The organism is Erwinia sp. PPS120, from assembly GCF_047918655.1.
GTDB classification, from domain to species: Bacteria; Pseudomonadota; Gammaproteobacteria; order Enterobacterales; family Enterobacteriaceae; genus Erwinia; species Erwinia tasmaniensis_A.
In genome coordinates, this window is the sequence record NZ_JBLREF010000007.1 from 226253 (window position 1) to 250234 (window position 23982).

Consider the following 23982-nt stretch of genomic DNA (forward strand, 5'->3'; position numbering starts at 1 on the left):
TTCGTGGCCTAAGAGCGGCAGACAGTTTTACGCGATTAACCGGCTCGCGGCAAGTAAAAAGCCGGGAGACCCGGCTTAGATTGATGAGAGAGGGGGCAGGGATCAGGCGATACGCAGCGCGTCTTTCACCACGGAAAGGCTGATTTTCACCGGCACTGATTTTGAGGTCGGCGTACCGCTGTCGTCACCAAAGCTGGAGAGAGGCACCAGCGGGTTCGTTTCCGGATAGTAGGCCGCCAGATTGCCCCGCGGAATATTGTAAGGCACCAGCTTGAAGCCGCTGACGCGACGGGTAATTCCGTCATTCCACAGCGTTTCGATATCAACGTTGTCCCCTGCCGACAGTCCCTGCGCCGCCAAATCATCCGGATGAATAAACAGCACTTCACGCTGACCGTAAACGCCGCGATAGCGGTCATCCAGGCCATAAATAGTGGTGTTGTACTGATCGTGCGACCGCAGCGTTTGCAGGGTAAAAGGCACCTCTACGCCATCCAGCTGTGGGAACAGTGAGTCCGGCAGCCTGGCGGAGCTGAACTGCGCCTTGTTGTGCAGCGTATTAAAGCGGAATTCAGCAGCGGCATTGCCCAGATAGAATCCGCCTTTAATATCGCACTTCGCATTGAAATCATCAAAGCCCGGAATGGTGGCGGCGATATGGTCGCGGATCAGATTGTAATCGCCGGCCAGTGCCTGCCAGTCAACTTTTTCGCTGCCCAGCACCGCCTGCGCAATACCGGCGATAATCCAGGTTTCAGAGCGCTGGGTATCTGCCAGAGGTTTACCCACGCCTTCGGAAGCGTGAACCATGCTGAATGAATCTTCTACGGTAATAAACTGGGGACCGGTCGCCTGAATATCCTGCTCGGTACGACCCAGCGTCGGCAGGATCAGCGCATCTTCGGAACCGGGGCAGAGGTGGCTGCGATTGAGTTTGGTACTGATCTGTACGGTAAGGCCGCAGCGGCGAATCGCCTCTTCGGTACGCGGGCTGTCCGGTGCGGCTGCGGCAAGATTTCCGCCGAGGGCGATAAGCACTTTCACTTCACCGCGCAGCATGGCTTCCAGCGCTTCAACCGTATTATGGCCGGCCTCGCGAGGAGGCTCAAAGTCAAAGTGTTTTGCCATACTGTCGAGGAAAGCCTGAGAAGGTTTCTCATCAATCCCCATCGTGCGGTTGCCCTGTACGTTACTGTGTCCGCGAACCGGGCAAAGGCCTGCGCCTTTTTTACCCAGCTGACCAAATAACAATTGCAGGTTGACGATTTCGCGCACGGTATCAACCGAGTGTTTATGCTGGGTAATGCCCATTGCCCAGGTGCAAATAACCCGATCCGCGCTCTGATAGATGGCCGCCGCTTCACGCAGCTGCTGCTCGGTCAGACCGGACTGCTTTTCAATCTGTGTCCATTCGGTGGACTCAACCACTGCCAGATAATCGTCCATACCTTCGGTTTTGGCATTGATAAACACATCGTCAAACAGCCCTTTTTCACCCGCCGCAATCAGGGCTTTGTGGGTTTCATTGAGTGCTTTGACCATGCCGCGAATGGCCGCCATATCACCGCCGAGATTCGGCTGATAATAGGTAGAGCTGATGGATCCGGCTTTGCTGGTGACCACTTCCAGCGGTTTTTGCGGGTCGGCAAAACGCTCAAGGCCGCGCTCGCGCAGGGTATTGAAGGTAACGATTTTTGCCCCGTGATCGGCCGCGTGACGCAGGCTGTGCAGCATGCGCGGATGGTTGGTGCCGGGGTTCTGACCAAAAACGAAAATAGCGTCGGCGTGGTCAAAATCATCAAGCCGGATGGTGCCTTTGCCCACGCCAATGCTGCGCTTCAGACCGGTACCGCTGGCTTCATGGCACATATTGGAGCAGTCAGGGAAGTTGTTGCTGCCGTGCAGGCGTCCAAACAGCTGATACAGCCATGAGGCTTCATTGCTGGCGCGACCAGAGGTATAAAGCTCCATCTGGTCGGGGTTGTCCATTGCATGAATATGTTTGGCAATCAGTGCAAAGGCAGCATCCCAGCTGACAGGCTCGTAGCGATCCGTTGCGCGATTATAGCGTAGCGGCTCGGTCAGACGGCCCTGATACTCAAGAAAGTAGTCGCTCTGCTGATAAAGAGCGGAAACGCTGTACTGGGCGAAAAAACGGGCATCAATAAAGCGGCGGGTCGCTTCCCAGGTTACCGCTTTGGCACCGTTTTCACAGAAGCTGAAAGTACTTTTATTATCGTCGCCCCAGGCACAGCCCGGGCAGTCAAAGCCTTTCGCTTTGTTCATACGCATCAGGTTGCGCATGTTTTTCAGAACTTGTTTGCTGTCGAAGACGAAACGGGTGGTGGCTTCAAGAGATCCCCAACCGCCGGCAGCTGCCTCATAGGGCTTGATTGCAGTTTTAAATTTCATATGGCTTCGCAGGTTTAATTTATGTTTTTGGGGTGTTAATAAACTATTGCTTCTTTTATGGGATAAGTCTGCATTCAGGTAAAAAAATTGTCTAATTGATTGGTTTAATGGTGCGATAGCTAATGTTTATCGCGAAAGCGTGATGGGACTCAAACATTGCACGACAAAACTATGAGCAAACCGTTCCCGCCTGGAGAATTGGCTAATAATTAGGCTTTCCCACCGACGCGTTGAGGGACCTATGAAAGAATTTGCCAGTAAAATCCACGCCTTCGGGAAGGCGCTGATGATGCCCATCTCCGTGATCGCGGCCGCCGGTATTTTTCTCGGGCTGGCGGCTGCCCTCCAAAACCCGGCCGTAACCGGCGAAACCTTTGCCAGCTGGACGCTCCCTCAACTGTTGATTGGCTTTATTCGCAAGGTGGCGGGCGCACTTTTTGCTAACCTGCCGCTCTTTTTTGCCATCGCCAGCGCCATTAGTCTGGCGAAAGCCGAAAAGCCCACCGCCGCGTTCGCCGCCGCGATCGGCTTTATTGCCATGCACGTTGGCATCAGTGCCACGCTGGCTGCGCAGGGGCTGACCGCCGCGACCACCACGCCCGTGGCCCTTCAGGCAAAGGGGATGACGCAAACTGTGGCGCTGATGACCTGGGCGGAATACACCGAAACGCTGGGCATTTTTACCTATAATATGAGCGTACTCGGCGGCGTCATTGCCGGGTTGCTGACGGCGGCACTCCATAACCGCTTCTATACTACGCAGCTTCCGATGGCCATCGGTTTCTTTGGCGGCAGGCGGCTGGTGCCCATCGTTACCGTGCTGGTCCTGCCACTGGCAGGGGTGCTGCTGGCGGCTATCTGGCCGACGATAGGCTCCGGAATAGGCTGGATTGGCGCACTGATTGGCCGAAGCGGTCAGTACGGCGCATTTCTGTATGGCAGCAGCGAGCGGCTGCTGATCCCCACCGGCCTGCATCATATTTTGAATGAAACGGTGCGTTTCACGCCGGTAGGCGGTATCGCTCAGGTGGATAATCAGACGCTGGTGGGAGCGCTGAATATTTTTAATTACTCTCTTACGCATCCGCAAAGCCTTAGCGATGACGCGGTACGCAGCGCCACCCGCTTTCTGGCGCAGGGCAAAATTCCGGTCATGATGTTCGGGCTGCCCGCGGCGGCGCTGGCGATGTATCACTGTGCCCGCCCTGAACACAAACAGCGGGTAAAAGCCCTGATGCTGGCGGGCGCGCTGACGTCGTTTACCACCGGTATTACCGAACCGCTGGAGTTCTGTTTTATCTTTGTCTCCCCGGTGCTGTATCTGCTGCATGCGCTGCTCAGCGGCCTCTCCTTTATGCTGATGTCGCTGTTACACCTGATGATCGGCAACGTGCAGGGCGGCGCCATCGATCTGATGGTCTTTGGGGTGCTGGGCGGCGGCAAAACGCAGTGGTGGTGGACGCTGGTGCTGGGCGCACTTTATATACCGGTATATTACTATGGCTTCCGCTTTATCATTCTGCGCATGCGGGTTGAAACTCCCGGCAGAGAGTCGGAAGAGGAGGATAAACAATTCACTATTTCCGATGCCGGAGAGCGCACCCGGATCATTATCAGCGGGCTGGGCGGCGAAGCCAATATAGAGGATATTGATTGCTGCTTTACCCGACTGCGGGTGAGGGTCAAAGCGATGCAGGAGGTGGATGACAAAACCCTGCTAACGACCGGTGCAAACGGCGTAAAGCGCGTCAGTGAACATGACGTACAGGTTGTTTACGGTCCGCAGGTTGAGAACATCGCCAGCGAGGTCAAAACAGCACTTGGCGTCACCTGAATGGATCTGAAACCAGGAAAAGAGTGCGGTTGTTTACACCATTGAAACATGGGACGCTGTGTCAGAATACACTCTCCCGCAGCTGGTTCAGCGTCTGAATAGTCACTCCGCTGACTGCACCTAATGATGTGATATAAAGAAATAATGGATATAAAACAGCTTATATACCTGGTCAACCTTGAGCGTGAAAGGCATTTTGGCCGCGCCGCTGAGGCCAGTTTTGTCAGTCAGCCAACGTTATCAATGCGCCTGAAAAACCTTGAGCGTGAGCTGGAGCTGTCGCTGATTAATCGCAGCAATAATTTTGACGGCTTTACCGCCGAAGGCGAGCGGGTGCTGGTCTGGGCGCGGGAGATCGTATCGGTTTACCAGGGGCTTAAGCTGGAGGTGGAATCCCTTAAGCACGGCGTAAACGGTACGCTGCGCATTGGCGTCGTGCCACAGTGCAGCCTCTCACTGCCGGAGATGCTTAAAGTTATTGGCGATCGCTATCCTGAACTTGATTACCGCGTGGCGGTGCTCAGTGCCGATCAGCTGCTGGATGCGCTCAACAGCCACACCGTTGATGTCGGCATTGGTTTTTTCGAGCCGGCGACGCTGCGCGAGCTGCATTTTCAGGCTATCTCATTACAGGATGAAGGCGTTGAAGTGGTTTTCCACCCGCAACATTTCCCGCAGCTGATGGGCGACCAGCCGCTGACGCTGAGCGAGCTGGCCGGGATCCCGCTGTGCCTTGCCGAGCAAACGCGCTATTTCCGGCGTTATCTGGACAGCCACTTTCGCGAAGCTGAGGTCCGTCTGCGGGTTATACTGGAAACCACCTCGGTTTTCCAGCTGGTGCAGGCTACCCAGGTTGGACTTGGCGCGCTAATTTCGCCCTGCGGTCACCTGCTCCTGGAGATGACCCCCGAGCTGCAACGGCGCAGGCTGGTCATTGAGCCGATGGCCCGTCAGGCTGCGGTGGTGATTGCGGAGCCGGGCAGGGCGACGCCGCTGTCGCAGCACTTTTTTGATGAGGTACGCGGCTGGTCAGGCGGTCGTGCCCAGTGACTGCATCAGGCGGTTGTTCCAGCTGGCCAGCGCCGTACTCTGGAAAATGTTCAACATCTGGCCAGGCGTAAACGCCTGGGTCTTCAGCGGCTGGATCTGCGCGGTGTTAACACGCTCCGGCGAGCGGGTTAGCTGGGCTGCCGCCTGAATGACGGCCCGCTCCTTATCGTTTGCTGCCGCCATTGCCCGATCCGTTCCCTGCTGCAACGCATCACGCAGCGCGCCCGCCGGATAGCGGTAGAAGCAGGCCGCACTGCCGTTAATTCTCGCCGCCACGGCCGCTGCCAGCGCGCCTTCCGGCGTATCAAGCGACGCTTCCAGCGTGCCAAACAGCCTGCCCCAGCCATAAAGCGCCGACGCGTCATGCGCCAAAAGCCACGCACTCTCTTTCAGCACGGCCTGTGGCTGGCAAAAGGTCAATGCTTCCAGCTGCCGTGCGGAAGCATAGCGCAATTCAACGGGTGGCAGCTGCGGCTGCCAGTGCTCGCCGGGTAAAAAGGGGTCAGCATCCGCTGGTATAGTCACGCCGGGGATCCAGCAAACTGGCAGCGCCAGCAGCGCGTGAATACCGGCCACTACGCGAGCCTGGTAGCCGACGAAGCCGATTATCTGGCTAAAGGTAATTATATCGGGTGCCGTCAGGCCGACCTCATCCAGGCGCATTAGCGCAGCCGGGGTGATCAGCGTGGGCTGGCTGGCGAGCTGGCGAGCATATTCCGTTATCTGCGTCAGGCGATGGTTACTTTCGCGCGAGGAGTCCGGGCCAGGCAGCGGATTTAGCCGGGCAGCATAGTGATTACACAGACGCTGAATACCGGTAACCTGCGCGACGGTCAGCGCGGTACTGAGCCGGTCGTACAGCGTCAGGGTGTGTGTCAGGCTGGTCGTGACCTGTCGGGGAAGCAGCACATCATACATCTCACGGGAAGCGAGCAGAGCAGGCTGCGCCAGGAACAGCGTTTCCTGTAGCTCGCCGGTACAGGCTGATGCCAGGCCGAGCAAAAAACGATCTTCGATATCGGCCGCTTCAGGAACCAGCGGGGCAGCCTGCGACGTGAGCGTGGACTGTGTTTCATGATACCAGTGACTGTTGCCGGAAAAACGGCGCTGTTCCATGGTCATTCCTTTTCAAGTTAGCCGGCCCGGCGACAGGATGAAAACAACGTTAACCGGGCCTGAAGAACAGAATCATCCTGGCGCAACGGGAGAAGTGAACCAAAGACCGATCGGTGCTAATTAATAGCGTAAAGGAATAATGAGTAAGGTATTCAGCGATTTCAGCGATAAAAACCTGCTGCGGGCACGCTTGCCAGCAGCAGGTTTAAGTCAGTAAGCAGGCCGTTCAACCCGCTTATCAGTACTGAATGCATCAATAAGCGGCTCGACCTGTCAGCGATCCCTGCGCCACGCGTCGGCGGTCAGGGCTTCGCCAAAGTGACTGCTAATCAGGCGTCGGGTCAGGTCGTGCAGCGGGCTGGCCATCACATCGGCGGTGCTGCCGCGCTCAACCACTTCACCCTGATGCATGACCAGTACCTTGTCGCTGATATGCTTCATCATCCCCAGATGCTGGGTCACATAGATATAGGCGATGCCATGCTTGTCCTGTAGCTCCAGCATCAGATTGACCAGCTGTGAACGCATCGACATATCCAGTGAGGCCAGCGCCTCATCGGCGACAATGACCTTCGGCTGGAGGATAAGCGCGCGCGCCAGCCCCACGCGCTGCCGCTGCCCGGGTGCCAGCATATGGGGGTAGTAGGCAGCATGATCCCTGAGCAGGCCCACCTGGCGCAGCGTGGCGATAATGCGCGCCTCGCGCGCTTCGGCAGACAGATTGGTATTGAGCCTGAGGGGGAAGTCCAGAATCTGACTGATGCGCTGGCGCGGGTTCAGGGACGTAGAGGGATCCTGAAATATCATGCGAATACGCTGGCTGCGATAGCCATAGTCGCCATATTCCAGCGGCCGGTCATCAATAATAATATCGCCGGCGGTCGGCGCAATCATCCCGCTGAGCATTTTTGCCAGGGTTGACTTCCCCGAGCCATTCTCACCGATAATGGCCAGCGTCTGACCCTCGGAGAGGGTAAAACTGACGGATTTCACCGCCTCAACGTGCTGACGACGGAACAAACCCGTAGGGTAGCGGTAAGTTTTGCTCAGCGCACGCACTTCAAGTAGCGTATCCACCATTACGGACTCTCCATATTGAGCGGGAAGTGGCAGGCGTACAGGTGGCTTTTCGTCCCGGTCAGCCTCGGCGTCTGAATGCAGGTCTTCTGGGCATAGGGGCAGCGTGGGCCCAGCCGACAGCCGATCGGTAAATGCTCAAGCGAAGGGATGGCACCGGGTAGCGTATTCAGGCGGCTTTTATGCGGCAGCGCGCGGCCAAAATCCGGCATGGCGCGGATCAGCGCCTGGGTATAAGGGTGGTGCGGCGTCTCAAGCAGGTCGGGACTCAGCGCGGTTTCCACCGTCTGGCCGCAGTACATCACATTAATGCGGTTAGCCCAGTGACTCAGCATCTGTAGATCGTGACTGATTAGCAGTATGGTGGTGTTATTGTTCTGATTAAGCCGCGACAGCAGCCGGAAGATTTGCGCCTGGGTGGTCGGTTCCATGGCATTGGTTGGCTCATCCGCAATCAGCAGCCGCGGCTGGTTTGCCAGCGCGATAGCAATCATCACCTTCTGACACTCGCCCTCAGTCAGTTCATAGGGAAAACTGCGCATAATCTCGCTATGATCTTTGATCCCCACGCGGTGAAGCAGCTCAATGGCCCGGCGGTGCCGCCAGCGAAAGCGCTGATACCAGCGGCCTTTCCACGTCCAGCCGGGTATCGCCTGCACCAGCTGGCGTCCAACGCTTGCAGAGGGATCCAGGCAGGACTGCGGTTCCTGAAAGATCATCGAAATATTGTGGCCGATGATTTTGCGACGTTCGCGCGGAGAAAGATGAAGCAGATCGATATCGTCAAAGCGCATACGATCGGCGGTTACGCGCCAGTTATCGCGGGTAACGCCGCAAATCGCCTTGGCGATCAGGCTTTTACCGGAGCCAGACTCACCCACCAGCCCGCGAACCTCGCCTGCGCTTAGCGTCATACTGACGCGATCGACTGCCTTCACCGGCCCGTCAGCGGTAATAAATTCAATGGTCAGATTGCGAATATCGAGCAGCGGCATCTATTCAACTCCCGATACAATGGCGCGGCGGATGCCGTCACCCAGCAAATTCACGATCAGTACGCTCAGCATAATGGCGCCGCCGGGCAGCATTACCGTCCAGGGAGCGACATAAATCAGCTCCAGCGCATCACCCAGCATCGCGCCCCATTCAGGTGAGGGTAACTGCGCGCCTAAATCGAGGAAACCGAGTGCGGCAATGTCCAGGATCGCCATCGACAGCGCGCGGGTAAATTCACTCACCAGCAGCGCCAGGATATTGGGGAAGATCGCATGACGAAGAATATTCATGCTGGTGGCCCCGTCCAGCCTGGCAGCCACCACATAATCCTTCTCAAGCTCGTCATGCACCGCCGTATAGATGGCGCGAACCAGCCGGGGCAGTATCGCCAGAAACACCGCCAGCAGCGCATGTTCAAGACGTGGCCCCATAAAGGCTACCACAATAATTGCCAGCAGCAGGGAGGGAAGCGACAGCAGCGTATCCAGCACGTGGTTCAGCAGGGCGGATCGCAGCCCGCGGGTCAAACCGGCCATTACCCCCAGCACCATGGCGCAGACGGCGGCAAGCAGGGTCACCAGAATCGCCGACCCCACGGTGGGGGCGGCACCGCTCAGCAGACGGCTCAGCACGTCGCGACCCAAATCGTCGGTGCCAAGGAAGAACGAAACATCCCCATAGCGTGACCATGAGGGCGGCATCAGCTGATAGCCCAGAAATTGCTGGTCAAGACCGTAGGGAGCCAGCAGCCGTCCAAAGATGCACATCAGCAATAGCGCAATAAAGGTATAAAAGCCGATCATTGCGGTGGTATCCCGGTAAAACAGGCCCCAGGTGTGGCGAAGCGGACTGGGTAACCGCTTCTCGTCGTAAATGTTATCTGAGGGCATACCACTCCTTATGCTTTAGCGGCGTGGTGATGGCGCCAAGAATATCTGCCAGAACGTTAAGGGTAATGACCAGTCCCCCGACCGTCATTACGCCCGCTGAGATGGCCGCATAATCCTGCTGGCGAATGGCATCCACCAGCCAGCGGCCCAGGCCCGGCCAGCTAAACACCACTTCGGTGATCATCGCCAGCGTCAGCATGGTTGAAAATTGCAGTCCCAGGCGGGGAATTACCGGTGGCAGTGCATTATGCAGTACGTGACGCCGGATAATAGTCATCAGCGACAGGCCCCGGGTTGCGGCGGCTTTGATATAGTTTTTCTCCATCACCTCACGGGTACTGATGCGCAGCAGCCGGATCACTTCGGTAACAGGCGCGACGGCCAGCGCCGTCACCGGCAGAATAGCGTGCATCAGCGCGCTGATCATCATTTCATGCCGCCAGGGCGAGTGGCTAAGCCAGGCGTCAATCAGCGCAAAGCCGGTGATATTTTTCACCGGATAGAGCAGGTCAAAGCGCCCTGAAACGGGTAGCCAGCCCAGATTCAGCGAGAAATAGAGCGTCAGCAGCAGCGCCAGCCAGAATACCGGCAGGGAGAATCCGAGTAGCGCAATCGCGCTGATAAGCTTATCCTGCCATTTATTGCGCATGACGCCTGCAGCAATGCCCAGTGGGATACCAATCAGCAGGGCCAGTGAAAAAGCCAGCAGGCAGAGTTCAAGCGTTGCCGGAAACACCTCGCGTATCTGCGGACCTATTGGTTCGCCGTTGATGCTCGACACGCCGAAATCGAGCTGAAACAGCCCCTTATACCAGAACACGAACGCGTCACTCAACGAGGCGCCCTGTAGCGGGGCATGCGGGGTAAAGTAACTCAGGCTAAAGCCCACCAGCGTCAGCATAAACAGCGTCACCAGCCACAGCACCAGCCTTCGCAGGGTGTAAATCACCATATTATTTCTCCCCAGCCTTATCGCGGTGAACGCCGGCAAATGACGCATTACCAAAGGGACTCAGTACCAGACCGTGGATATCGGCCCGGTAGGCCTGCAGTCGAAGAGAATAGGCCAGCGGCAGCACCGGTAGAGAAGTTGCCAGCATGCTTTGCGCCTGATCGTAGTAGTCGATACGCGATGAAAGATGTTGTGAAAGCAGGGCCTTATGCAGTACATCATCCAGCGCGGCATCGCACCAGTGCGCATAGTTCGTCTGCGATCCTATTGCCGCACAGCTCAGCAGCGGGCGAAAAAAACTGTCCGGATCGTTGCTGTCGGTCGCCCAGCCCGCCAGCGTCAAATCGTGGTTCATTTCCATCAGGCGGGCCTCCTGAAAACGGCCCTCGACGGGAACGATCGTCACCGTCACGCCAACCTGCGCCAGGTCGGCCTGAATCAGCTCAGCCGTTTTTAACGGACTGGGGTTCCATGCCTGAGAAGTCGAAGGCACCCACAGCGTCAGATGCAGATTGTCCACACCCTGTGCCTTCAGTAACTCGCGCGCCTTACCGGGATTGTATTCCGTTACCCGCGAATCATTATTATAAGCCCAGGAGGCGCGCGGCAGGATGGAGGCAGCGGTTTCCGCCGTACCGTAATAGATAGATTGCATCAGGCGTTCATTATTGATCGCCAGCGCCAGCGCCTGACGCACGTCCGGGCGATCCAGCGGCGCTTTACGGGTATTAAAAGCCAGATAGGCGATATTCATACCTGGCCGCAGCGTAAGCCGCAGACGGGGATCGTCCCGCAGTACGGAAATCTGACTGGCCGCCGGGTAAGCCAGCACGTCGCACTCGCCGGTAAGCAGCTTTGACAGCCGCCCGGTGCCGCCCGCGCCCATATCAATCACCACCTGCGCCATGCGCGGCAGGCCTTTCCAGTAATCAGGATTGCGCGCCAGGCGAATATATTGCCCGGTACGATAATCGCTAAGCATAAAAGGGCCGGTGCCCACCGGCTGACGGTCCATCTGCTCCTGATGGTCTGCGCGAGTCAGTTGTTCTGCATACTCTGCCGACAGCACGGGGGCGTAATGGGTTGCCATATGCCAGAGAAAAGAGGCGTCAGGACTTTTCAGCTGGATCTCCACGGTATAGGGATTAAGCTTTTTTACGCTTTTCACCGCATCGGCAAATTGCAGGCTGTCAAAATAGGGGTAGCTGCCGCCGTTGACGTTATGCCAGGGGGAATGGCGATCGAAAATACGCTGGAAGCTGAAAACCACATCGTCAGCGTTCATGGCGCGCGTAGGCCTGAACCAGGCGGTTTGCTGGAACGGCACATTGTGGCGCAGATGAAAACGATAGGTGGCCCCGTTGTCCCGTGTCTCCCAGCTTTCCGCCAACTCGGGGATCAGCCGGTAAGTATAGGGATCAACATCCAGAAGGCGATCATACATCTGAGCTGCCAGCGTATCCACGACCAGTCCGCCGCTGGCCAGCTGCGGGTTGAACGTGGTTACCGCGCCGTTAACGCAGTAAACAAAGCCGCTCTGGCGAATATCGCCCGGCGGGGCAGAGCAGGCAGAGGCGGAGGCCAGCAGAGCCAGTCCGGTTAGTAGGGTCGGGATGAGTGTGCGCATAGGTCATCAGAAATATCAGGCAATAATCAGAGTGTATCGCACTCTCCCGTATCGCCCAAAGTTTGCTGCGGCAAGTGGCGCTTTTTCAACCACCCTGCGATTTAACACCTCATCTGGCGATCGGCGGGTTGGTTAGCATACGCACAAGGTTGTTATGGTAATGAGAAAAATTCTCAACAAAATGCTTTACAGGTAGTAGTGAGAATGATTACTATTCAAATGCGCTTCGACGGTGGCTCTACTGAAGAAGAGCACGACATTGCTCACATTGCTTCCAGTAATACTTCAGCCCGCCTCGAGCGGGCTTTTTTTTGCTGTCACTGGATGCGGTAAGATGAAAAAAAGCCCGCACGAGGCGGGCTTATTTCCACTTGCAGGATAGTAGGAGTATCCTGCTTGTTCAATTCAGGCGTAATGTAAAAAGGCCCGCGTTACCGGGCAGCAAGCATTACAAAAAGGGTTATCCAAAATTCACTCAGTACCAATCCCTCGCTTACTGATGACCCCAGCCTACAGGGTAAAAAAAAAATAGATATCATTGTCTTAAAAAGGCGTAAAAATAAGCACGTTATGCACTTGAGCAACAACCCCAGCGCCGCCCGCGGGGAGATGGAATGTTAACTGCCGGGTGCAAATGCGCCGCTGGCTAAAAACCACGACATAAACGCGACAGCCGCAACGAGGATAACAACGGGTGGAATGAGCTTCAGGTTCATCGGCATTTCTCCAGGTAAAGGTTAAATAACTGCTTATTTCTCGCCATTTATATCGTGCTTTTTCATCATCGCGCGCAGCTGATGATAGGTCACGCCCAGCAGCACGGCCGCCCGACGCTGGTTAAAGCGGGCCTCCGCCAGGGCTTTTTCCAGCAGCGCTTTTTCCTGTTCATTCTGCCAGCGGCGTAAATCAACGGGCAGGGCGGGCAGCGTCTGCGCCGTTCCGGATTCTGGTTCAGGCTCCGCCGTCAGCGCGGAGGAAGAGCGCTGAAAAGGATCGATGATGATATTATCCAGCGGCTGGTCGGGTTCTGCATGGCGGTACACCGAGCGTTCAACCACGTTTTTCAGCTCGCGAATATTACCGGGCCAGGGATAGTTCAGCAACGTCTGCTGGGCGGTCTGAGTGAATCCGGAAAACAGCTTCAGCCCCAGTTCCCGACACATCTGGATGGCAAAATGGTTAGCCATGACCAGAATATCGCTGCGGCGCTCGCGCAGCGGGGGCAGTTGTACCACATCGAAGGCGAGACGATCGAGCAAATCTGCGCGAAATTTCCCCTGGTGCGCCAGCAGGGGCAGGTTGTCATTCGTGGCGCAGACCAGCCGCACGCTCACCTGTAGCGGCTGACTTCCGCCCACCCGCTCCAGCTGACCGTATTCAATAACCCGCAGCAGCTTCTCCTGAACCAGCATGGGGGCAGTCGCCAGCTCATCCAGAAACAGGGTTCCCCCGTCTGCGCGTTCAAAGCGGCCCAGATGGCGCTTCTGCGCGCCGGTAAAAGCCCCCGCCTCATGACCAAACAGCTCTGAATCAAGCAGGTTTTCGTTCAGCGCCGCGCAGTTCAGCGAGATAAACGGCCCCTGCCAGCGGTCGGAAAGGTAGTGCAGGCGGCTGGCGATCAGCTCCTTACCGGTGCCGCGCTCGCCGGTCACCAGCACAGGTTTATTAAGCGGCGCAAGGCGGGAAACCTGCTCCAGCACCTCCAGGAAGTTATTCGACTCTCCCAGCAGGCTATCGTTAAATTCACTCATGAAATTCACCATCTGTTAGTGATTTACACCACTTTAGACATCCCTTTCCGGGGAGTAAAGCGATCTTATTCCGATAAATCAGTGAGATAAAAGTTGGCACGGGAATTGTATTAGGTATAGCAGCGCACCGCGCCTGATAAACAGATTAATGAGGAGTGTAATTATGGGTATTTTTTCTCGCTTTGCTGACATCGTGAATGCCAACATTAACTCTCTGCTGGAAAAAGCGGAAGATCCGCAGAAGCTGGTCCGCCTGATGATCCAGGAGATGGAAGATACGCTGATTGAAGTGCGTTCCACCTCTGCCCGCGCGCTGGCAGAAAAGAAACAGCTCTCGCGCCGTATTGAGCAGGCGGAGGCGCAGCAGGCCGACTGGCAGGATAAAGCCGAGCTGGCTCTGCGTAAAGATAAAGACGAACTGGCCCGCGCGGCGCTGATCGAAAAACAGAAGCTGACCGAACTGGTCACGACGCTGAGCCGGGAAGCGGAACAGGTCGATGAAACGCTGGTCCGCTTGAAAGGCGAAATCGGCGAGCTGGAGAAGAAGCTGAGCGAAACGCGCGCGCGTCAGAAAGCGCTGACACTGCGTCACCAGGCAGCTTCATCTTCTCGCGATGTGCGTCGCCAGCTGGACAGCGGTAAAATCGATCAGGCGATGGCGCGTTTTGAGTCGTTTGAGCGCCGTATCGACCATATGGAAGCGGAAGCCGAAAGCCAGAGCTTTGGCAAACAGCAGACGCTAGACCAGCAGTTTGCTGACCTGCATGCCGACGATGAAATCAGCGAGCAGCTGGCCGCGCTAAAAGCGAAAATGAGCCGCGGCGAGTAAGACCGTTAAATGGCACCCGTATGGGGTGCCGGTGTCAGCTATCGGATAACTGTTTCAAGGAGAATGAATGAGCGCGTTATTTCTGGCTATACCTTTAACCATTTTTATGCTGTTTGTGGCGCCGGTCTGGCTATGGCTGCACTACAGTAACCGTCAGAATGGCGGTGCTGAACTGTCGCAGAGTGAGGTCCAGCGGCTACAGCAGCTCACGGCTGATGCAAAACGGATGCGCGAGCGCATTCAGACGCTGGAGGAGATCCTCAACGCCGAGCACCCTCACTGGAGGCAGCCATGATCGACCTGAAATTTAAGGGGCGCAGGCTTTACCGCATTCCGGCAAAAGGGAAGATCAAAGGCGTCTGCGCGGGCCTCGCTGAATTTCTGGATATTCCGGTGCAGCTGGTGCGGGTGATGATGGTGCTGTCGCTTTTCTTCGGCGTTTTTATCTTCACCGCAATCGCCTATTTTGCGCTGGCCTTCCTGCTGGATGAAAAGCCAGACAGCATGGCAAATAGCGCTCAACCCAGGCCATGCGCACGCGAACTGCTCGATGATTTGCAGAATGAACTGCGCGGCGTCGAGCTACCGCTACGTGAAATGGAACGCTATGTGACCTCAGAAACCTTTAGCGTTCGCAGCCGGTTTCGTCAGCTTTAATCCCGTTGTTTTCGCGGGCTCGCATCCGGGCCCGGTATAATTCTGGAGACACCCATTGCGTAATGTTCATCAGGCTTTTAACCGTCACGCCAGACCCGCTTTGAAGCAGGCTGGTAAATTTATGCTGCTCGGCGCGATGAGCTACGGCCCTGCGGGCCTGGCCGGCTGGGCGGTCAAATCCGTTGCGCGACGCCCGCTAAAAATCCTGCTGGCCTGGGCGCTTGAACCCCTGCTACGCCGGATGATGCGTCACGCCACGGCGCGCTGGAATAAACCCTGAGGGTATGAACCCGCCATAAATTGCTACACTGGATGACGCAATCACGCTAATACACCCGTTGAAAGAGGTGCTCACACCTGGATGAAACGACTGCAAAGTGAATTACTTTCGCTGGTAAGTCGGGGAACGGATCGCCACCTGCGCCTTGCGGTTACCGGCCTCAGCCGCAGTGGAAAAACGGCTTTTATCACGTCTCTGATCAATCAGCTGCTTAACGTTAACGGCGATGCGCGACTGCCGTTCTTTACCGCCGTGCGGGAAGGGCGCGTGCAGGGGGTGAAACGCATTACGCAGCGGGATATGGGTATACCGCGTTTCACCTATGATGAAGGCCTGGCGCAGCTTCATGGCACGCCGCCCAGCTGGCCAACGCCCACGCGCGGCGTAAGCGAAGTGCGGCTGGCGCTGCGCTATCGTTCCCGCGCCTCGCTGCTGCGCCATTTTGCTGACACCGCAACGCTCACTCTGGAAATTGTCGACTATCCCGGCGAATGGCTGCTGGATCTGCCGATGCTGGCGCAGGATTATCTCAGCTGGTCGCGGCAGATGAACGGCATGCTTACCGGATCACGGGCGGCGTGGTCAGCACGATGGCGCGCGCTGTGTGCCGATCTCGATCCGCTGGCTCCCGCTGACGAAAACCGCCTGGCAGAGATTGCCGCCGCCTGGACCGACTACCTGCTGCGATGCAAGCAGGAGGGATTGCATTTTATCCAGCCGGGCCGATTTGTGCTGCCGGGCGAGATGGCGGGTGCGCCCGCGCTGCAGTTCTTCCCCTGGCCGTGGGCGGATGCGGCAGGTGAATCCCGGCTGGAGCAGGCCGGTGCGGGCAGTAACTACGCGATGCTGAAGGCGCGTTTTCACTACTACTGTCAGCACGTGGTAAATGGATTCTATAAAAATCACTTCCTGCGCTTTGATCGGCAGATTGTGCTGGTGGACTGCCTGCAACCGCTGAACAGCGGCCCCGAAGCCTTTAACGATTTGCGACTGGCAATGACCCAGCTGATGCAAAGCTTCTCATATGGCCAGCGCACGCTGTTTCGCCGCCTGTTCTCCCCGGTTATTGATAAACTGCTGTTTGCCGCCACCAAATCTGACCATGTTACCACCAGTCAGCATGCCAATCTGGTTTCGCTGCTGGAGCAGCTGGTGCAGGACGCACGGCAGCATGCAGCCTTTGAAGGTATTGAGATCGACTGTATGGCGCTGGCCGCCGTGCAGGCAACCGAAAGCGGTCTGGTTGAACATCAGGGGGAAAGCTTTCCGGCGCTGCGTGGTCACAGGCTGAACGATAACGCGCCGCTCACCGTTTTTCCGGGCGAGGTCCCGCCACGCCTGCCGGGTGAAGCTTTTTGGCAGCAGCAGGGGTTCCATTTTGAACAATTCCGGCCTCAGTCGCCTGACCGCGACCGTCCGCTGCCGCATATCCGTATGGATTCTGCCCTGGAATTTTTACTGGGAGATAAACTACGATGACGACCCCCCTTAAACCACGTATTGATTTTACCCCCCGGACAGGAGCGGAAAAGGATCCTGCACCAGGATTTCAACCGGATACCTCAGCCGCTGAAGTAACGGCTGTGCTTCAACCCGCCCGGGCATTTGAGCCGGGAAGTTCAACCTTCACCGTGCAGGATCCCCTTTCCGAACCCGAAGAGGAGAGCGCGGGTGAACGGGTGGTGGAAGCTGCGCTCCGCCCGCAACGCAGCCTGTGGCAGAAAATGGTGCGGGTAGGGCTGGGGACATTCGGCGTCAGCCTGGTTGCTCAGGGGGTGCAGTGGGCTCATACCGCCTGGCTCCAGCAGGACTGGGTGGCGATGGGCGGCTGCGTGGCGGGGGGCCTGATTGCTCTGGCGGGCGCAGGGTCGCTGGTTACCGAGTGGCGTCGGCTTTACCGGCTGCGTGAACGCGCCGAGGAACGCGATATCGCCCGCGACCTGCTGGCCAGCCACGGCATAGGTAAAGGGCGTGACTTCTGCGAGAGGCTGGCGCGCCAGGCGGGCCTGAGCGGGCAGCATCCCGCGCTGCAACGCTGGCGGGGGGCGCTGCATGAAACCAATAACGACCGCGAAATCGTAGGGCTTTATGCCCGCATGGTCCAGCCAGAACTGGATCGCCAGGCCCGCAGGGAAATTGGCCGCAGCGCGGCCGAATCGACGCTGATGATTGCCGTCAGCCCGCTGGCATTAGTCGATATGGCCTTTATCGCCTGGCGCAACCTGCGGCTGGTCAACCGCATTGCCACCCTGTACGGCATAGAGCTGGGCTACTACAGTCGCCTGCGTCTGTTCCGGCTGGTACTGCTGAATATTGCTTTTGCCGGCGCGTCGGAGCTGGTGAGAGAAGTTGGGATGGACTGGATGTCACAGGATCTTGCCGCCCGCTTTTCTGCCCGTGCCGCGCAGGGAATAGGCGCAGGCCTGCTGACCGCCAGGCTGGGTATCAAAACCATGGAGCTATGCCGACCGCTGCCCTGGATGGCGGGGGATAAGCCACGGCTCGGCGACTTCCGACGCGATCTGATTACCGAACTGAAAGAGACGCTGCGGAAAAACCCGGAAAAATAACCTGCAACCTGTCAACTTTTCCTTCCAGACGCTTCTGACGTTAAGGATCATAAGGTATTATCGGCACTACGCCACCTGGAATGCCACATCATAAATAAAGGTTATCACGCATGCGTCTGGAAGTTTTTTGTCAGGACCGGCTGGGTCTGACCCGCGAGCTGCTCGATCTGCTTGTGGATCGCAACATTGATCTTCGCGGTATCGAAATAGCCTCTATCGGGCGCATATACCTTAATTTCTCCCCGGTCGAGTTTGAGTCTTTCAGCCAGCTGATGGCTGAAATCCGGCGCATTCCGAGCGTAACCGACGTGAAGACGGTGGCATTTCTGCCGTCTGAACGCGAGCACCGTGCGCTCAGCGCACTGCTGATTGCGATGCCGGAACCGGTTTTTTCAATCGACCTGAAAAGCAAAATTGAACGGGTCAACCCGGCGGCTGAAAGGCTGTTCGCCCTTAACGAAGCGAAAATGCGCAGTTTAGGTGCGGGTACGCTGATCCCCGGGTTTAACTTCCAGCGCTGGCTGGAAAATGAAAGCGACAAGCCGCAGGCGCTGCATGTGGTCATTCAGGGACGTGATTTTCTGATGGAGATCACGCCCATTTATGGCACTGAGGATAATAACCACGCGGGCCCTCCTGCTGGCGCGGTGGTGATGCTGAAGTCTACGGCGAGAATGGGCCAGCAGTTGCAGAACCTGAAGGTCAACGACGATACCGATTTTCAGCATATTGTGGCGGTAAATCCGAAAATGCGGCAGGTCATCGATCAGGCCCGTAAGCTGGCGATGCTGGATGCGCCGTTGCTGATCGTCGGCGATACCGGCACCGGTAAGGATATGCTGGCCCGGGCCTGCCACCTGCGCAGCGCCCGGGGGAAAAAGCCTTTTCTGGCCCTCAACTGTGCCTCTCTGCCGGATGATGTGGCCGAAAGCGAACTCTTTGGCCACGCCGCCGGGGCCTACCTGAATGCGCTTGAAGGGAAGAAGGGCTTCTTTGAGCAGGCCAGCGGCGGTTCGGTGCTGCTGGATGAAATTGGCGAAATGACGCCGCGGATGCAGACCAAGCTGCTGCGTTTTCTGAACGATGGCACCTTCCGCCGCGTTGGTGAAGAGCACGAGGTTCACGTTGACGTCAGGGTCGTTTGCGCCACGCAGAAGAACCTGACGGAAATGGTACAGCGCGGCGAATTCCGGGAAGATCTCTACTATCGTCTCAACGTCCTGACGCTCAATTTGCCGCCGCTGCGCGAGCGCACGCAGGATATTCTGCCGTTAACCGAACTGTTTGTCGCGCGTTTTGCGGACGAGCAGGGCGTTGCCAGACCAACGCTTTCACCACAGCTTAGCGCCTTTCTCAGCCGCTATACCTGGCCTGGCAACGTTCGTCAGCTGAAAAATGTGCTTTACCGCGCCCTGACGCAGCTGGAAGGAGATGAACTGCGGCCACATGACATCATGCTGCCTGAATTTGCCCTGGATATCCCGCTGGGGGATGAAGCCATTGAGGGATCGCTGGATGAGATCACCAGCCGGTTTGAGCGTTCAGTGCTGACCCGTCTTTATCTCAATTATCCCAGCACGCGTAAACTGGCGAAACGGCTCGGCGTGTCCCACACTGCGATAGCGAATAAACTTCGTGAGTATGGTCTGAGCCAGAAAAGGGCGGGTGGCGAGGAGGATCTCCCCCCCAAAAAAGAGGCGGGTCGCGCGTCCCCGCAGTAGCAGCAAAGGCGTGGCTGGTGCATAACCGGCCAGCAAGCTCTGTTTTGCCACACACAGTCATAGCAGGGAATTCTACTCCCTACAAGGATCCGTCAATGAGAACAGTCAGGGTATATCCAGAAAGCTGGCCATTACATACGCCGTTCGTGATTGCCCGTGGCGCGCGCAGTGAGGCAGGAGTGGTGGTAGTTGAGCTGGAAGAGGGGGGCGTCAGGGGAATCGGTGAATGTACGCCTTATCCACGCTACGGCGAAACCGAAGCCTCGGTGCTGGCGCAGATCGTCGGACTGACGGACGCGCTGGCCCAGGGGATGACGCGTGAAGCGCTCCAGCAGGCATTACCGCCTGGCGCAGCGCGTAATGCCATTGACTCGGCGCTGTGGGATTTACAGGTAAACCAGCAGCAGCGGTCACTCTGGCAGCTTACCGGTACAGAGATGCCGCAGCAGGTCGCCATGGCGCAGACCGTCAGCATTGATACGCCGGAGATGATGGCCAGCGGTGCGCTGGCGCTGTGGCAGAACGGGGCAAAACTGTTAAAAATCAAAATGGATAACCAGCTGATCACCGAAAGGCTGGTTGCAGTGCGCACGGCCGTGCCGGATGCGATGCTTATCGTCGATGCCAATGAATCCTGGCATGCAGAGGGTCTGGCGGCGCGCTGTCAGCTGCTGGCCGACCTTGGCGTGGTGATGCTGGAACAGCCGCTCCCCGCAGGCGAAGATGCGCTACTGGAAAACTTTATCCATCCGCTACCCATCTGCGCCGATGAAAGCTGTCACTCGCGTGAGAGCCTGCCCGCGCTCCGAGGGCGCTACGAAATGGTTAATATCAAGCTGGATAAAAGCGGCGGCCTGACCGAAGCGCTGGCGCTGAAAGAGGCCGCAAAGGCGGAAGGGTTTGAAATTATGCTCGGCTGTATGCTTTGTACTTCGCGGGCAATCAACGCCGCGCTGCCGCTGGTGCTGTCCGCCCGCTACGTTGATTTCGATGGCCCTACGTGGCTGGCCGCGGATGCGGAGCCAGCCCTGCAATTCAGCTGCGGGCGCATTACGCTGTCAGGGACGCCAGCTTAACAGGCCCACCATCGCATCGAGGTATTTTTCCGTGGCTTCATCAACGGATATCGCCGGGAGTTCGGCGGTAATCACCGGCAGATTAAGATCGGCGCACCAGCTGCCGAACGAGCCGGGAGTGGCGTAGCCAACGGTGGTGACCAGCGGCAGCGCCATGCGTTCTGAAAGCCAGTGTCCGAGCAGGCTGGTGTGAGGATCCTCAATGCAGGCCAGCGGCTCGTGCAGCGTGACAACCCAGGCCGGGTTAAGTGCGTGAATCAGGTCGCACAGGGCCTGAGTTTCAGGTTCTGAAGCCGGGTTGACGCCCGTTGACAACAGGACATCGCGCTCTTCTGCCACGCTGTTCCAGCGGTAAACCGTCTCGCCCGGCTGCCAGTTAGCGGCGGGAAAATTACGATTCAGATCCACCCCGCGTGAATTTGCACGCAGTCCCAGCTGGCAGCCGTCCGGATTCACCGCCAGCACCACATGGTGTCGGCGATGCGTCTCGTGCAGCGTTCGCATCGCGCAGGACAGCGTGGCCACTGCGGCGTTTTCGTCGCCATGCGTGCCGGCCAGAATCAGCCCGCTGGCGTTATCCGCTGCGGGGGCGGGAAACCAGAGCAGCGGGGCGCCCAACACTGAGGTACCATAAATCTTATACTCAGCATCCAGCTTGCCGCGCCGTGGTCGTGGATGTTTCAAAGACATAGTATTAACTCCGGAATAATTTCTCTCAAACTAGCGCAAAAAACGGGCGAACAAAAGCGCTGTACGCGGCGACGCCTTCTGCGCGGATTGGGGGCGCGAAAAATGCTGTTTTTCAATCAGCTATTTGCGTTAAAGTGCTGTTATACGCCCGTCCTGTCGAACCGACCCCGATCGTTTAAAGGTGCTCTGATGAGGAAACTTTCCCGCTTCACCCTCGCTGCCGCTGCGCTGGCCGTTAATCTCTCTCTCTGTGCGGCGGTCGTTCCGCCCGGAACGGTGCTGGCAGAACGACAGGAGATTGTGCGTCATATCAAAGATGAGCCAGCCTCGCTGGATCCGGCAAAAGCCGTCGGCCTGCCTGAAATACAGGTTATCCGCGATCTTTTCGAAGGCCTCACCAATCAGGATGCGACGGGGAAAATTGTACCCGGCGTAGCCGAACAGTGGCATACCACAGACAATAAAAGCTGGATATTCACCCTCAGGAATGACGCGCGCTGGTCTGACGGTGACCCTGTCACGGCAGAGGATTTTGTTTACAGCTGGCGGCGGCTGGTTGATCCTGCTGTTGCCTCCGACTCTGCCTGGTTTGCCGGACTGGCGGGTATTGAAAACGCCGGGGCCATTGCAAAAGGGCAGCTTTCACCGGATAAGCTTGGCGTCACCGCGCTGGACAGTCACCGCCTGAAAGTCACCCTGGACAGGCCGGTTCCCTGGTTCCCCAGCCTTGCCGCCAGCGTCAGTCTTTTCCCTGTGCCGCAAAAGGTGATTGAAAAGGCAGGGGCAAACTGGACGCGGCCAGAAAATCTGGTCGGCAACGGCGCCTACAGGCTTCAGGAGCGGGTAGTGAATGAAAAGCTGGTGCTGGTACGTAATGACAGCTACTGGGATAACGCGCACTCGCTGCTGACGAAAGTGACGTTTTTACCGATTAATGAAGAGTCCAGCGCTACCAAGCGTTACCGGGCGAATGATATCGATATCACTGAATCCTTCCCCAAAAATATGTATGGCCTGCTGAAAAAAGAGATCCCCAACGAGGTTTATACGCCCGATCAGCTTGGAACCTACTATTACGCCTTTAACACCATTAAAGGGCCGACCTCAGACCCCCGCGTGCGCAAGGCGCTGTCCTGGACTATCGATCGCACCATTATTGCTGAAAAGGTGTTAGGCACCGGTGAGAAGCCTGCCTGGCATTTCACGCCGGACGTGACCGCCGGATTTAAACCCGTGCCGGGCTTTTTGCAGCAGCATACGCAGGCTGAACTGAATATGCAGGCGAGGGCGCTTCTGGCAGCCGCGGGCTATGGCCCCACTCATCCACTAAATCTCACGCTGCTCTACAACACCTCCGAAAACCATCAGAAAATTGCCATCGCCGTGGCGTCAATGTGGAAGAAAAACCTGGGCGTCAGCGTGAAGCTGCAAAATCAGGAGTGGAAAACCTATATTGACAGCCGTAACAGCGGCAATTTTGATGTTATCCGGGCCTCATGGGTGGGGGACTACAACGAACCTTCGAGCTTCCTCAGCCTGCTGACCTCCAGCCACAGTGGAAATATTGCCAAATTTTCCGATAAGCAGTACGACGCAGTGGTGGATAAGGCCAGCCAGGAGACGCGCGCCGAAGCCCGCAGCAGCGACTATAACCGGGCCGAGCAAATTATTGCGGATCAGGCACCCATCGCGCCGATCTATCAGTACACCAATGGCCGCCTGATTAAGCCCTGGGTAAAGGGATACCCTGTTAATAATCCTGAAGATGTGGCCTATAGCCGCGAACTCTATATTCTTAAGCACTAAGCACTAAGCACTAAGCACTAAGCACTAAGCACTAAGCACTAAGCACGGTGAACATTTCGTCCTATGGTCGCTGACCGCAGGGTGGTCTTTGACTCAGGAAGCCATACGCAAACCTATGGTGACAATTAGCGGTGAATTGATGAACTATTCACCGCATCATGCTGCCGGAACCAGCAGATAATAAAGCCGTTGCTATCACATCCTACAGCTCCCTTCAGGTGATCTATGGCCCGTAATACCGCTCTGCTATGTGCTTTGTTATTGCTTTCCGGCTGTGCCCTTAAGCAGTATCCGTCGTCACCGCCGGTCAGCAATGTTCAGGCAACCACCCTTGATTGTCAGGGCATAAAGGATCAGCTTGCCAAACAGGAGCAGGTTCAGGCGGAAATTAATAAAACGGGCGAGTTTAACGGATTGACGGTGCTGGGTTTCATTGGAGATTTTGGCATTGGCAATGGCGTCGCAAAAAGCCTTGCGCAAAAACATGCCAGCCAGCGTATGGCACAGCTTAAAGGGTTGCAGCAGCAGAAATGCTGATGGGATGTATCCCGGCTAAGGTGCCGGCAGATTAAATACTCAACCTGTAAAGAATCGAGCATATTGGCCACGGATTTGTGCTTTATAAACCGTAAGCGTCCAGTCAGCACC

General features: G+C 56.9%; 22 protein-coding genes. 12 read left to right on the top strand and 10 right to left on the bottom strand.

What is annotated here, in order from left to right:
• Positions 1-102 precede the first annotated feature (102 nt).
• Positions 103-2412, bottom strand: a complete 2310-nt coding sequence (locus ACLRGG_RS04700; RefSeq protein ID WP_416248643.1) for an FdhF/YdeP family oxidoreductase — start codon at positions 2410-2412, stop codon at positions 103-105.
• A 241-nt stretch (positions 2413-2653) separates the two neighbouring features.
• On the opposite strand from ACLRGG_RS04700, the gene ACLRGG_RS04705 reads away from it, so the two are divergent.
• On the top strand, positions 2654-4246 hold the full coding sequence (locus ACLRGG_RS04705; protein WP_416248644.1) for a PTS transporter subunit EIIC: 1593 nt from the start codon (positions 2654-2656) through the stop codon (positions 4244-4246).
• 144 nt (positions 4247-4390) lie between these two features.
• Entirely contained in the window at positions 4391-5296 is a 906-nt protein-coding gene (locus tag ACLRGG_RS04710) for a LysR family transcriptional regulator (protein ID WP_416248645.1), read from the top strand.
• On the opposite strand, the gene ACLRGG_RS04715 is transcribed toward ACLRGG_RS04710, so the two are convergent.
• From ACLRGG_RS04715 to pspF, 8 genes are all read right to left on the bottom strand, one after another.
• Complete coding sequence (locus ACLRGG_RS04715) at positions 5276-6412, bottom strand: CMD domain-containing protein (RefSeq protein ID WP_416248646.1); 1137 nt, start codon at positions 6410-6412, stop codon at positions 5276-5278. The genes ACLRGG_RS04710 and ACLRGG_RS04715 overlap by 21 nt on opposite strands.
• 273 nt (positions 6413-6685) lie before the next feature.
• Positions 6686-7492: a putrescine export ABC transporter ATP-binding protein SapF gene (gene sapF, locus ACLRGG_RS04720; RefSeq protein WP_416248647.1), complete on the bottom strand. Its 807-nt coding sequence runs from the start codon at positions 7490-7492 to the stop codon at positions 6686-6688.
• Positions 7492-8484: a putrescine export ABC transporter ATP-binding protein SapD gene (sapD, locus tag ACLRGG_RS04725; protein WP_416248648.1), complete on the bottom strand. Its 993-nt coding sequence runs from the start codon at positions 8482-8484 to the stop codon at positions 7492-7494. The genes sapF and sapD overlap by 1 nt, the downstream gene beginning before the upstream one ends.
• On the bottom strand, positions 8485-9375 hold the full coding sequence (sapC, locus tag ACLRGG_RS04730; protein WP_416248649.1) for a putrescine export ABC transporter permease SapC: 891 nt from the start codon (positions 9373-9375) through the stop codon (positions 8485-8487).
• Entirely contained in the window at positions 9362-10327 is a 966-nt protein-coding gene (gene sapB, locus ACLRGG_RS04735) for a putrescine export ABC transporter permease SapB (protein ID WP_416248650.1), read from the bottom strand. Before sapB ends, sapC begins: the two co-directional genes overlap by 14 nt.
• Before the next feature lies 1 nt (position 10328).
• The gene (sapA, locus tag ACLRGG_RS04740) at positions 10329-11954 is read right to left on the bottom strand and encodes an ABC transporter substrate-binding protein SapA (protein ID WP_416248651.1); all 1626 of its coding nucleotides are present in this window, start codon (positions 11952-11954) and stop codon (positions 10329-10331) included.
• Positions 11955-12571: 617 nt separating this feature from the next.
• Positions 12572-12676, bottom strand: a complete 105-nt coding sequence (locus ACLRGG_RS04745; RefSeq protein WP_416248652.1) for a YoaK family small membrane protein — start codon at positions 12674-12676, stop codon at positions 12572-12574.
• Positions 12677-12703: 27 nt separating this feature from the next.
• Positions 12704-13705, bottom strand: coding sequence for a phage shock protein operon transcriptional activator (gene pspF / locus ACLRGG_RS04750; protein ID WP_416248653.1), 1002 nt, complete (start codon positions 13703-13705; stop codon positions 12704-12706).
• Positions 13706-13868: 163 nt separating this feature from the next.
• On the opposite strand from pspF, the gene pspA reads away from it, so the two are divergent.
• From pspA to ycjG, 8 genes are all read left to right on the top strand, one after another.
• A complete protein-coding gene (gene pspA, locus ACLRGG_RS04755) occupies positions 13869-14534 on the top strand; it encodes a phage shock protein PspA (RefSeq protein WP_416248654.1) in 666 nt (221 codons plus the stop codon).
• 67 nt (positions 14535-14601) lie between these two features.
• The gene (pspB, locus tag ACLRGG_RS04760) at positions 14602-14829 is read left to right on the top strand and encodes an envelope stress response membrane protein PspB (RefSeq protein WP_416248655.1); all 228 of its coding nucleotides are present in this window, start codon (positions 14602-14604) and stop codon (positions 14827-14829) included.
• Positions 14826-15191: an envelope stress response membrane protein PspC gene (gene pspC, locus ACLRGG_RS04765; protein ID WP_416248656.1), complete on the top strand. Its 366-nt coding sequence runs from the start codon at positions 14826-14828 to the stop codon at positions 15189-15191. The genes pspB and pspC overlap by 4 nt, the downstream gene beginning before the upstream one ends.
• A gap of 55 nt (positions 15192-15246) precedes the next feature.
• Positions 15247-15471, top strand: a complete 225-nt coding sequence (pspD, locus tag ACLRGG_RS04770) for a phage shock protein PspD (protein WP_416248657.1) — start codon at positions 15247-15249, stop codon at positions 15469-15471.
• Positions 15472-15552: 81 nt separating this feature from the next.
• Positions 15553-16950 (top strand): YcjX family GTP-binding protein, encoded by a 1398-nt coding sequence (locus ACLRGG_RS04775; RefSeq protein WP_416248658.1) that lies wholly within the window; start codon positions 15553-15555, stop codon positions 16948-16950.
• Positions 16947-18041 (top strand): TIGR01620 family protein, encoded by a 1095-nt coding sequence (locus ACLRGG_RS04780; protein ID WP_416248659.1) that lies wholly within the window; start codon positions 16947-16949, stop codon positions 18039-18041. Before ACLRGG_RS04775 ends, ACLRGG_RS04780 begins: the two co-directional genes overlap by 4 nt.
• A gap of 110 nt (positions 18042-18151) precedes the next feature.
• Entirely contained in the window at positions 18152-19762 is a 1611-nt protein-coding gene (tyrR, locus tag ACLRGG_RS04785; protein ID WP_416248660.1) for a transcriptional regulator TyrR, read from the top strand.
• 95 nt (positions 19763-19857) lie between these two features.
• Positions 19858-20838 (top strand): L-Ala-D/L-Glu epimerase, encoded by a 981-nt coding sequence (gene ycjG, locus ACLRGG_RS04790; RefSeq protein WP_416248661.1) that lies wholly within the window; start codon positions 19858-19860, stop codon positions 20836-20838.
• Here the strand turns inward: ycjG and mpaA are convergent.
• On the bottom strand, positions 20821-21528 hold the full coding sequence (gene mpaA, locus ACLRGG_RS04795; RefSeq protein ID WP_416248662.1) for a murein tripeptide amidase MpaA: 708 nt from the start codon (positions 21526-21528) through the stop codon (positions 20821-20823). The genes ycjG and mpaA overlap by 18 nt on opposite strands.
• A 189-nt stretch (positions 21529-21717) precedes the next feature.
• Between mpaA and ACLRGG_RS04800 the strand changes: the two genes are divergently transcribed.
• Together ACLRGG_RS04800 and ACLRGG_RS04805 are read left to right on the top strand one after the other, a co-directional pair.
• Entirely contained in the window at positions 21718-23334 is a 1617-nt protein-coding gene (locus ACLRGG_RS04800) for a peptide ABC transporter substrate-binding protein (protein WP_416248663.1), read from the top strand.
• Between the two features lie 225 nt (positions 23335-23559).
• Positions 23560-23871, top strand: coding sequence for a hypothetical protein (locus tag ACLRGG_RS04805; RefSeq protein WP_416248664.1), 312 nt, complete (start codon positions 23560-23562; stop codon positions 23869-23871).
• Positions 23872-23982 lie beyond the last annotated feature (111 nt).